Genomic DNA, 11,199 nt, shown 5'->3' with positions numbered 1-11,199 from the left:
CGTGGAACATGAGCGCGAGGAGCTCGGTTAATTAACCTCTCGAAACTCACAATCAACCAGATGATCGTTCACCATACCAACGGCTTGCATGAAAGCATACACAATGGTGGGCCCAACAAAATTAAATCCAGCCTTTTTCAATGCTTTCGACATTGCCTCTGATTCTGCCGAACTAGTAGGGATATCTGCCATGGTTTTTGGGTAGTTAACCTTCGGCGAACCGCCAACAAAAGCCCAAAGAAAATCCGAAAAGTTTTCGCCGCCCTCTTCTATCTTCATGAAACCATCGGCGTTTCGGAAGATCGATTCTATTTTTAACCGATTACGTACAATGTCCTTGTTGCTCATTTGCGCTTCGATAAAGCGGTTTCGCTCATCGCCTTTTATGCAACTTAAAACTTCTGGATTGAGGTCATGAAATGCCGCTTCGTAACCTGCCTGTTTGCGCAGTATCGTAATCCAACTTAACCCCGCTTGTTGGCCATCAAGGCATAGTTTGGCAAACAAATCGTGGCTTTCATAAACGGGCCTACCCCACACTTTATCGTGGTATTCTTGATAATCTTCGGCATCTCCACACCATGGGCAGCGATTAATTTGCGATTTGCTTCGATCCATAGCGTTTCTCCCTGTAAATTGGTGGTTTGCTCAGGGTATAATCACACAAACCCACGTCGCTAGAAATAGAGTTAGCGTACATTCGGCCGAATTAAGTGGAAATCCCATGGAAAAATTTGATGTAAAAACGTTTCAAGGCCTAATTCTTGCCTTGCAAGATTACTGGGCCCAACAGGGCTGCGCTATCGTGCAGCCGCTTGATATGGAAGTTGGTGCTGGAACCTTTCACCCAATGACATTCTTACGCTCGCTTGGCCCTGAACCTGCGAGCTTCGCATACGTGCAGCCATGCCGCCGCCCTACTGATGGCCGTTATGGCGAAAATCCAAATCGCTTGCAGCATTATTATCAGTTCCAAGTGATCATGAAGCCTTCTCCTTCTGATATCCAAGAGCTGTACTTAGGCTCATTAAAATTATTAGGCTTTGATCCGCTGGTTCATGATATTCGCTTTGTTGAAGATAACTGGGAATCACCAACCCTTGGTGCTTGGGGTTTAGGTTGGGAAGTGTGGCTTAACGGCATGGAAGTTACTCAGTTCACCTATTTCCAACAAGTAGGCGGCATTGAATGCAAACCGATTTCCGGTGAAATCACTTACGGCCTTGAGCGCCTCGCCATGTACATTCAAGGCGTTGATAGTATCTACGATCTAGTTTGGACAACCGGCCCGCGCGGAACCATTTACTATCGCGATGTATTTCATCAAAACGAAGTTGAGCAATCAACTTACAATTTTGAATATGCCGATGTTCAGGTTTTGTTTAGCCGATTCGATTCTTGTGAGAAAGAATGTGAATTGTTGATAGAAAATGGTTTGGCCTTGCCTGCATACGAGCAAGTTATGCGCGCTTCCCATGCATTCAACTTACTCGATGCACGCCAGGCTATATCAGTAACGGAACGCCAGCGCTATATTCTACGCGTGCGCACCATGGCTAAAGCCTGTGCCGAAGTATATTACGCCTCCCGTGCTGAACTCGGTTTCCCATTAGCCGAGCCTGAGCTCGCTAAGGAAGCCATTTCTCAGTATCAAAGCAGCAAAAAAGGAGCATAGCATGCATCAGAATAACGATTTACTGATCGAGCTTGGCACCGAAGAGCTGCCACCAAAAGCCTTAAAAAGTTTAAGTGAGAGCTTCACGCAAAGTATCGCTAATCAGCTTGAAGAAGCGCGCTTAGGTTATACCAACATTCGTTCATTCGCTTCACCGCGGCGCCTTGCCGTATTAGTAAGTGGCGTTGAAACCGCTCAAGCAGATGAGGTGGTAGAAAAGCGTGGGCCAGCTATTGCCGCCGCGTTTGATGCCGATGGTAACCCAACAAAAGCCGCCCAAGGTTGGGCGCGTGGCATGGGAATTAGTGTAGAGCAAGCCGATCGGTTAAAAACCGATAAAGGTGAGTGGCTGATGTACAAAGCCACCGTGCCGGGTAAAGCACTGAAAGAGTTAGTGCAGAGCTTTTTAGAAATTGCGGTAAAACAGTTGCCCATTCCAAAAACAATGCGTTGGGGCTCCGGTGAACATCACTTTATTCGCCCTTTGCATCGCCTTACCGTGCTTTTAGGCGATGAAGTTCTACCGGCGAAATTATTTGGTATTGTAAGTAGCAATAAGGTGACCGGACATCGTTTTCATCATCCGGATGATTTAACAGTACAAAACGCCAATGAATATCAAGAAACTCTGCGTAAAGGGTGGGTGATTGCGGATTTCGCTGAGCGCCGGGAAAAAATCCAACAAGCAGTAACCGAACTAGCGAAAAGAGAAAATGCCCTGCCAGTTTGGGATGAAGATCTAATCGACGAAGTTGCATCCTTAGTGGAGTATCCGGTTGCCCTAGTAGCTGGTTTCAGTGAAGCATTCTTAGCCGTTCCGAAAGAAGCACTTATTTATACTATGAAAGACGACCAACGTTATTTCCCGCTGGTTGACCAAACAGGTAACTTGTTGCCGCGCTTTATTTTTATTACCAACATTGAGAGTAAAGATCCAGCTCAAGTTGTTTCCGGTAATGAAAAAGTTGTGCGCCCTCGCCTTGCAGATGCGCAGTTCTTTTTCGATACCGATAAGAAAACAAAGCTTGCTGATCGTGTGAGTAAATTAGATTCAGTTTTATTCCAAAAGCAGCTCGGCAGTGTAGGCGATAAAGCACGCCGCATTGAGGCGAATGCAGGTGCAATTGCCAAAGCCTTAAATGCCGATGCTGCTGCGGCAGCGCGCGCAGGCTTATTAGCAAAAGCCGATTTGGTTTCTGGAATGGTTATGGAGTTTCCAGAAGTTCAGGGCGTAATGGGCATGCATTATGCCCGCCATGATGGTGAATCAGAAGTAACCGCTCAAGCCATTGAAGCCCATTATCGGCCGCGATTTGCCGGCGATGCATTACCATCGTCCCTAGAAGGATGTGCTGTAGCGCTAGCGGATAAACTCGATACATTGGTGGGTATTTTTGGCATTGGCCAAACGCCTAAGGGCGACCGCGACCCATTTGGTTTACGAAGAGCCGCTATAGGCATGATTCGCATTTTAGTTGAGAAAAAACTACCGTTGGATTTAAACGACTTGGTGGGCATTGCAGTAAAAAGCTATGCCGCAATCATTTCGAATCCAGCTGAGGTGAATCAGCAAGTAGTTGATTTCCTACTCGGCCGCTTCCGCGCATGGTACCAAGAACAAGGGATCAGCGTTGATGTCATTCAAGCCGTATTAGCTCGTCGGCCCACGGTAGCACTGGATTTTGACAATAGGGTTAAGGCGGTTGCGGAATTCAGATCCAACCCTCAGGCGGAAGCCTTAGCCGCTGCCAATAAGCGGGTAAGCAATATTCTGGCAAAAGCCGAAAGTGAGATCGGCGTAGTTGATAAGGCACTACTAACCGAAGCTGCCGAAATCGCGCTCTACGATGCTTTAAACGGCATCCGAGAAACTGTTAGCGCTGCCGCTACTAACGGTGATTACAGCGCTGCGTTGAGTGCTCTAGCAACGCTTCGGGAACCTGTGGATACCTTCTTTGATTCCGTTATGGTAAATGCGGAAGATAGCAAGGTACGGAACAATCGTTTAGCACTACTCAACGCGCTTCGCGGTGAGTTCTTGAAAGTGGCTGATATTTCGTTACTTCAATAACGCTATTAGTAGCCAGCTTTTACTGAGTACCAAAAACAAAAATTGCCGTTAGTGTTTCGCTAGCGGCAGTTTTTTTATATCCTTCTATGCACTTTCTTCATATCAAAAGCACGCTTGGCAATGAGTTACAGATCATCTTGATGTTAATATCTTGATAGTATTATCTTGGCAGGATTATCTCGTTAGAACTAATGTGGCAGCGCCAACCCGAGCTCTAATTTTACTCGCTGCATGCCAACTGAATCAGGAAGGGCAACCGCTATGGCATTTCTCGTTTACATTTTTGCGTTTTCGATATGCGTTTGGATTGGTGTTAATGCCGGTAAAATCAAACATTATGCTACTGGGTTATTTGTTGCGGGGCTAATGCCATTTGTTTTGGTGTTTGTGTTTCACTTTATCTTCCAACTCATGTTTCCAAATATGGTTGCCGAAGATAGTGTAAATCCGAATTCGCTAGCCACAGTTTTGTTTGCATTTCTTGCAACGCCCGGTTCTATTATTGCTCTTGTGGTTTTTCACATGGCTCGCAACCAGCAGAAACATAACTAGCCTTTACGCGGTAAAGAAGTTGATTAGCGCAGTGCCACTTCTCGTAACGGCCTCGCCTCATAGCCCGCGAGTTAAGCCCTGCAGTAATCCGCTAGCCAGTGTTATGGCCGCCATGGGGTTGCAACACAAAAAAGCCTGAATCGGCAGTTGCTGATTCAGGCTTTCTACTAAACTTAAATGCCTAGCGTTTGGAGTATTATTGCTCGTTAACGCTTAGGGCTATGCTCAGGTTTATGCCCTAAACGTCTAGGTTCGCTACTTTCAATGCGTTACTTTCAATAAACGCACGGCGCGGTTCAACATCATCGCCCATAAGTGTAGAGAACAACTGGTCGGCACCAATCGCATCTTCAATGGTTACCTGTAGCATACGGCGTGAATCCGGATCCATGGTTGTTTCCCACAACTGCGAAGGGTTCATCTCACCTAGCCCTTTGTATCGCTGCACATACAAGCCACGCTTCGATTCATTGATAAGCCATTCTATTGCCTCAACGAAATCGTCCACCGGTTGTACTTTTTCGCCGCGTTGAACATAACCACCCTCTTCAACGAGGCCGTTAATATCATTACCCACAGTAGCCAAGCGATCGTAATCGCGCGAAACTAAAAATTCGTAGGTAAGCGGGAAATCAGTAAATACGCCGTGCCTACGCAAACGAACTGTAGGCAGATACACACCGCGTTCTTCGTTGCGTGTTACTAAAACCTCGTAAGATGCGGAATCCTTCTCTTTATCCATCAGATCATTGGTGAATTTCTCTCCCCAAACCTTTACATAGGCTTCATCTTTCATGTTCTCAGGCGTAAGGCGCTCGGCGTAAACCAAACGCGCTAGCATATGCTTTGGCAATACTCGGCTTAAGCGCTGTATTGTGTCCATAGCAAATTGATAATCCCGCACCATCTTCTCGAGTGCCACGCCGGCAATTCCTGGTGCTTCGGCATTTACGTGCAACGATGCACGATCGAGAGCCAACGTGGTTAAATACTGAATCAAACCTGGATCATCTTTAATGTAGCTTTCTTGCTTACCCTTCTTCACTTTATAAAGAGGTGGTTGCGCAATATAGATATAGCCTCGTTCAATCAATTCCGGCATTTGCCGGTAAAAGAAAGTAAGTAAGAGCGTACGAATGTGAGAGCCATCCACGTCCGCATCCGTCATGATAATGATGCGGTGATAGCGAGTTTTATCAGGGTTATATTCATCACGTCCAATGCCACAACCCATCGCGGTAATTAAGGTTGCAACCTCCTGTGAAGAAAGCATTTTATCGAAACGCGCTTTTTCTACGTTCAGAATTTTACCTTTCAACGGCAAAATAGCTTGGTTCTTGCGGTTCCGGCCCTGTTTCGCAGAACCACCCGCAGAATCACCCTCCACAATGTAGAGTTCTGAAAGTGCTGGGTCTTTTTCTTGGCAATCCGCCAGTTTCCCCGGCAAGCCTGCTAAATCAAGTGCACCCTTGCGGCGAGTCATGTCGCGGGCCTTTCGTGCCGCTTCACGGGCGCGAGCGGCATCAATGATTTTTTGCACGATAATTTTGGCATCAGTTGGGTTTTCCAACAGATAATTTGCCAAATGTTCGTTCATAGCCTGTTCAACAGCTGTTTTCACCTCTGAAGAAACTAACTTATCTTTAGTTTGTGAAGAGAACTTCGGATCCGGCACTTTTACAGAAATAACGGCGGTTAAACCTTCCCGGGCATCATCACCCGTGGCGCTGGTTTTTGCTTTCTTAGTAAAGCCTTCCTGCTCCATGTAGGTGTTCAACGTGCGTGTTAGCGCGGCACGGAACCCGGCCATGTGAGTACCACCATCGCGCTGCGGAATAGTGTTGGTGAAACAATAAATATGCTCTTGGAATGAATCATTCCACTGCAAGCCAACTTCTACCGAGATACCATCTTCACGCTCAATCGAAAATTGAAATACCTTTGGGTGAATGGGCATTTTTTTATCATTCAAGTAGCTTACAAAAGCGGCAATACCACCATCATACTTGTAATGATCTCTGCGGCCTGAGCTCTCTTCAATCAAATGAATGGAAACCCCAGAGTTCAAGAAGGAAAGTTCGCGCACGCGCTTGGCGAGAATATCGTAATGAAATTCGGTTTGCGTAAAAGTTTCATGGCTTGGCCAAAAACGAATTTCAGTACCGGTTTTTTCTGTATCCGCAACAGCTTCAATATCGGAATCAGGGTTTCCGTGCGTGTAAGTTTGTTTCCAAACCTTACCAGTGCGGTGAATAGTAAGCTGCAATTTTTCAGAGAGGGCATTTACTACCGAAACACCTACACCGTGCAAACCACCAGAAACCTTATAAGAGTTATCATCAAATTTACCACCCGCATGAAGAACGGTCATGATAACCTGGGCCGCAGAAACACCCTCTTCTTCGTGCATATCAACAGGAATACCCCGGCCATCATCACGCACAGAAACCGAGCCATCTGTATGCATGGTGACATAGATTTCATTACAGTGGCCTGCTAGCGCTTCATCGATTGAGTTATCCACCACCTCGAATACCATGTGGTGTAGGCCTGTACCATCATCGGTATCCCCGATATACATTCCCGGGCGCTTTCGAACCGCGTCTAACCCTTTTAAAACTTTAATGTTCGACTGATCGTAATTGCTAGCTGACATAAATTATTCCTGTTTAATCATTTTTGATCGTTCCCTGTTCCACGTGGAACAATCGGGCTTCGGTGTTTTGGAACCGGCTTTTTAGTTCTTCTTGATGTATTGCCGTAACAAACACCTGACTTCCACTCTGTACTAATGCTTCACAGAATTTCTGTTGGTTCTCGCTATCCAATTCTGCCGGAAGGTCATCCACTAAGATGACACAAGGCTCGCCTCGATGCGAGTAGTAATCAGCACTTTGCACTAAGCGCAAAGCCGCTACTAATAACTTCAATTGCCCCCGAGATAACCGCTCACGGGCATCAATACCATCGGCCCTTATTTGCCACTCGGCTTTATTAGGACCAACGCTGGTAAATCCTTGGCGTTTATCGAGTTCTAGCTTATCTCTTAATGCTTCAAGTAACTCAACGCTCTCAAACCAACCTTGCTGTAGCTTAAATTCAAACTCATATTGCGGTAAAAAAGTTTGGCAATAACGATTAAGCTGGCTGTTCAAACCATCGAGATAACTTCGCCGAGCATTTGTAACCGCCTCGCCTGCAGCGGCTAACTGCTGATCCCAAAGCGAGCCACCCTGTGAATCATAAACACGCTGCTTTAATAACGCATTACGCTGCTTCAGTAAGCGTGAGAATGTAAGCCAATTCGAATAGTACGATTGTTCCACGTGGAACAAACCCCAATCCATGAATTGCCGACGAAGCTTCGGCCCTTCGGTAACAAGCGAAACGCCCTCGGGTGTTATCAGCTGCACCGGCATCAATTTCGCCAGTGCACTAAATTTTCGCTCATTTTCACCATTAATGCGTATTTCGGTATCGCCATTTCGCTGCCGGCGAAAGCCTACCTTCAATGCTTCCTCATCCACCGCAGAGGATGATTGCACCCGCGCAAAAAGAGTAAATGCATCTTTATCATCTTGCACCACCTGCCGAGATTGATGCGTTCGAAACGAACGGCCAAACCCCAAACTATAAATGGCTTCTAAAATACTCGTTTTACCACTGCCGTTCTCACCACCGATAATATTGATCCCGGCGGCCGGCTCCAGCTTTACTGTTTCAAGATTACGAAAATGCGAAATCGCGAGCTGGGTTAACTGCATAAACTCGGCAACGCGCTCTATAGGCGCATTGGCATAACCACGTACAGCGCACCGTCATCGGCGTTGTCTTCAACAATGGCACTGCTATTTGGATCGCTCAAAGTTAACTTAACTTGCTCGCCTTGAATAGCATTCAAAACATCTTGTAAGTAAGTAACATTGAAGCCTATTTCAAACGATTCCCCCGAATAATCAACTTCCAAGCGTTCTTCTGCTTGTTCCTGCTCTGGGTTATTTGCAGTGAGTACTACTTCGTTTGGCGAAAGCGCCATACGCACGCCACGGAATTTTTCGTTCGATAAAATCGATGCGCGCACACAAGATTGGCGCAGCAAATCGCGGTCGGCCACAACAATGCGATCGCCACCCTGCGGCAATACTCGCCGATAATCAGGGAAGCGGCCATCAAGTAATTTACTGGTGAACGTCATGTTACCAGTAGTAACCCGAATATGGTTTTGGCCAAGCGAAAGTGATACCGGCGCATCATCATCGCCTAACAAACGCAGAAGCTCAGAAACACCTTTGCGCGGCACAATCACTTGTTTATGTGGCAATGCGCTTTGCTCTAAGGAAACCGCCGAAAGCGCTAAACGGTGCCCATCAGTAGCCACCGTGCGCAACACATCGTCGTTCACTTCAAACAACATACCATTCAAATAATAACGAACATCTTGGTTGGCCATGGAAAAATGCGTTTTTTCCATTAAATCTTTCAAATCACCTTGTGCCATTTGAATCTGAATTTCACTTTCCCATTCATCAATATTGGGAAAATCACTCGCCGGCAAACTACTCAGGGTAAAACGGCTGCGCGAAGCCCGCACCACTACTTTATCGTCAGAAGCATCGAACTTCACATCTGCGCCTTCAGAAAGCGAACGCACAATATCTAAAAACTTCTTCGCGGGTACCGTAACCTCGCCCGGTGTAGCCCCTTCTAACGGAACCTCAGAAACCAATTCAACCTCTAAATCGGTGCCTGTCATGCGCAGGCTATCTTCCGTAACTTGAATCAACACATTGCTCAAAATTGGCAAGGTATTCCGGCGCTCTACTGCTCCGCTAACGACCTGTAACGGCTTGAGCAAGGCATCACGACTAATAGTGAATTTCATGCGGCTAACTCCCCTTATTATTATTTCGTTAACTGCAGCATTAAACCGATAACGTTCGGTTCAAGTTGCGGTAATCTTCTTGGATTTCATGATCCGATTCAATTAGCTCTTTCACTTTCCGGCACGCATGCAACACGGTGGTATGATCGCGCCCGCCGAAGGCATCACCAATCTCGGGTAAACTATGGCTAGTTAACTCTTTTGCCAACGCCATTGCAACCTGACGAGGCCGCGCTACCGAGCGCGTGCGCCGTTTCGAAGTTAAATCTGAAACTTTAATATTATAATACTCAGCCACCGTGCGCTGAATGTTATCAATAGTTACCAACCGCTCTTGAGCAGCAATCAAATCTCGCAGTGCTTCTTTTACAAAATCAATGGTGATATCACGGCCCGTTAACGTAACGTTGGCGATTACTCGGTTTAATGCACCTTCAAGCTCACGAACATTCGAGCGCAAGCGCTTCGCTATAAAAAACGCCACTTCGTGTGGTAATTTGGTTTTCCGTTCTTCCGCTTTGCGCTCTAAGATGGCTACCCGGGTAGGTAGCTCTGGCGGTTCAATGGCTACGGTTAAACCCCAACCAAAACGCGATTTCAGGCGTTCATCCACGCCCTCAATTTCTTTCGGATAAACATCACTAGTTAATATAACTTGTTGATTACCTTCAAGAAGCCAATTAAATGTATGGAAGAATTCGTCCTGGAAATGATCTTTCTTAGCAAAAAATTGCACGTCGTCGATAAGCAGCGCATCAACGCTACGGTAGCTCTCTTTAAAGCTATCGATTTTGTTGTGCTTCATGGCATACACCATATCTTGCACAAAACGCTCGGCGCGCAAATAGAACACTTTCGCATCGGGTTTATTGGCTAAAATGCCGTTGCCAATAGAATGTAGCAAATGGGTTTTACCCAAGCCTGTGCCGCCATATATAAACAGCGGGTTATAGGCTTTACCAGGGTTTTCGGCTACTTGCGATGCTGCGGCGCGGGCCAGCTGATTAGAGCGACCTTCCACGAAATTATCGAACGTATAGGTAGGTTGTAAATTGCTATGCTGCAACGAAATTGGCCGATCAACCGGATTCGTTAATACCTGTGGTGTATATTGTTGCCGGCCAGTGTTGGCTCCGTTGGCATTGCCATTGGCTGCAGCAGAATTACCGGTTGCCTCTGCGGAAGCCGAATTTTCCTGCTCCCTTTCTTTACCATTGGTTACCGCCGCCCCATTTGTGGCATCTAATCCGGTTGGCTTACGAGAGCCGCCAACACGTAATTCAACATTCGGGGCTTGCTCACCCGAGGCGCTACGCAAAAACGTAATGATTTGTTTTAAGTATTTATCTTTTACCCACTCAACAACATAAGTATTTGGTGCATACAAAAATAGGGTGTTCTGTTCTAAATCCGCCTGCAATGGGCGAATCCAGGTATTGAACTGTTGTGCAGGCAGCTCATTTTGCAAACGCGCCGCGCAATCGCTCCACAGTGAATTACTCACAGCTCACCCCATGTACTCCTATCTCTTAATATATATTGTTGTTTTTGCGCTAACGCACTTTTTATAAGCACCCTTGCGATGCTTTTTTTTATGTTGTTTCGATACACTATTTTTTTGTGTTGAGGTTATTCAAGAAACACACCGATCATGTTACAGATCCGGCAACAGATCACCCTTAGTAATAACTCAAAACTTAGCTTTTCATTCTACGTAAAATACCTGCTATACGCCAGTATTTTGGCCCCTATTATGTAAAGTTATCCACAGGCGTTTTTTAGCATTTATATTTGACAGCGATCCTTTTTCTGGGTAGAATCCGCGCTCATTTTGAACTCAGATCAGCTACGGAAGAACAGCTATGAAAAGAACATTTCAACCAAGTGTATTAAAACGCAAGCGTACTCATGGCTTCCGTGCACGTATGGCAACCAAAAACGGCCGTCAGGTCCTTGCTCGTCGTCGTGCAAAAGGACGTAAGCAACTAGCTGCTTAATCGAATCGCTTCGTTAAGCAAA

At 46.2% G+C, this 11,199-nt stretch carries 9 protein-coding genes; 4 read left to right on the top strand and 5 right to left on the bottom strand.

Annotated features, from left to right (window positions below; all coding sequences use genetic code 11):
• Positions 1–27: 27 nt before the first annotated feature.
• A complete protein-coding gene (locus tag CWE08_RS00360) occupies positions 28–618 on the bottom strand; it encodes a DNA-3-methyladenine glycosylase I (RefSeq protein WP_126764684.1) in 591 nt (196 codons plus the stop codon).
• Positions 619–724: 106 nt separating this feature from the next.
• On the opposite strand from CWE08_RS00360, the gene glyQ reads away from it, so the two are divergent.
• The 3 genes from glyQ to CWE08_RS00345 all read left to right on the top strand — a co-directional run bounded on the left by glyQ (position 725) and on the right by CWE08_RS00345 (position 4,298).
• A complete protein-coding gene (glyQ, locus tag CWE08_RS00355; protein WP_126764683.1) occupies positions 725–1,675 on the top strand; it encodes a glycine--tRNA ligase subunit alpha in 951 nt (316 codons plus the stop codon).
• Between the two features lies 1 nt (position 1,676).
• Complete coding sequence (glyS, locus tag CWE08_RS00350) at positions 1,677–3,746, top strand: glycine--tRNA ligase subunit beta (protein ID WP_126764682.1); 2,070 nt, start codon at positions 1,677–1,679, stop codon at positions 3,744–3,746.
• Between the two features lie 261 nt (positions 3,747–4,007).
• Entirely contained in the window at positions 4,008–4,298 is a 291-nt protein-coding gene (locus tag CWE08_RS00345; RefSeq protein ID WP_126764681.1) for a hypothetical protein, read from the top strand.
• A gap of 238 nt (positions 4,299–4,536) precedes the next feature.
• On the opposite strand, the gene gyrB is transcribed toward CWE08_RS00345, so the two are convergent.
• From gyrB to dnaA, 4 genes are read right to left on the bottom strand one after another with little or no spacing between them, the layout of a single operon-like run.
• A complete protein-coding gene (gyrB, locus tag CWE08_RS00340) occupies positions 4,537–6,954 on the bottom strand; it encodes a DNA topoisomerase (ATP-hydrolyzing) subunit B (protein WP_126764680.1) in 2,418 nt (805 codons plus the stop codon).
• Between the two features lie 13 nt (positions 6,955–6,967).
• The gene (gene recF, locus CWE08_RS00335) at positions 6,968–8,062 is read right to left on the bottom strand and encodes a DNA replication/repair protein RecF (RefSeq protein WP_126764679.1); all 1,095 of its coding nucleotides are present in this window, start codon (positions 8,060–8,062) and stop codon (positions 6,968–6,970) included.
• Positions 8,063–8,079: 17 nt separating this feature from the next.
• Positions 8,080–9,180 (bottom strand): DNA polymerase III subunit beta, encoded by a 1,101-nt coding sequence (dnaN, locus tag CWE08_RS00330; protein ID WP_126764678.1) that lies wholly within the window; start codon positions 9,178–9,180, stop codon positions 8,080–8,082.
• Between the two features lie 40 nt (positions 9,181–9,220).
• A complete protein-coding gene (gene dnaA, locus CWE08_RS00325; protein WP_126764677.1) occupies positions 9,221–10,684 on the bottom strand; it encodes a chromosomal replication initiator protein DnaA in 1,464 nt (487 codons plus the stop codon).
• A 358-nt stretch (positions 10,685–11,042) separates the two neighbouring features.
• On the opposite strand from dnaA, the gene rpmH reads away from it, so the two are divergent.
• Positions 11,043–11,177: a 50S ribosomal protein L34 gene (gene rpmH, locus CWE08_RS00320; protein WP_007419525.1), complete on the top strand. Its 135-nt coding sequence runs from the start codon at positions 11,043–11,045 to the stop codon at positions 11,175–11,177.
• Positions 11,178–11,199 lie beyond the last annotated feature (22 nt).

The organism is Aliidiomarina iranensis (assembly GCF_003987135.1).
GTDB classification, from domain to species: domain Bacteria; phylum Pseudomonadota; class Gammaproteobacteria; order Enterobacterales; family Alteromonadaceae; genus Aliidiomarina; species Aliidiomarina iranensis.
Note: the sequence above shows the minus strand (reverse complement) of the source record. Positions and strands in the feature narration are given on the sequence as shown.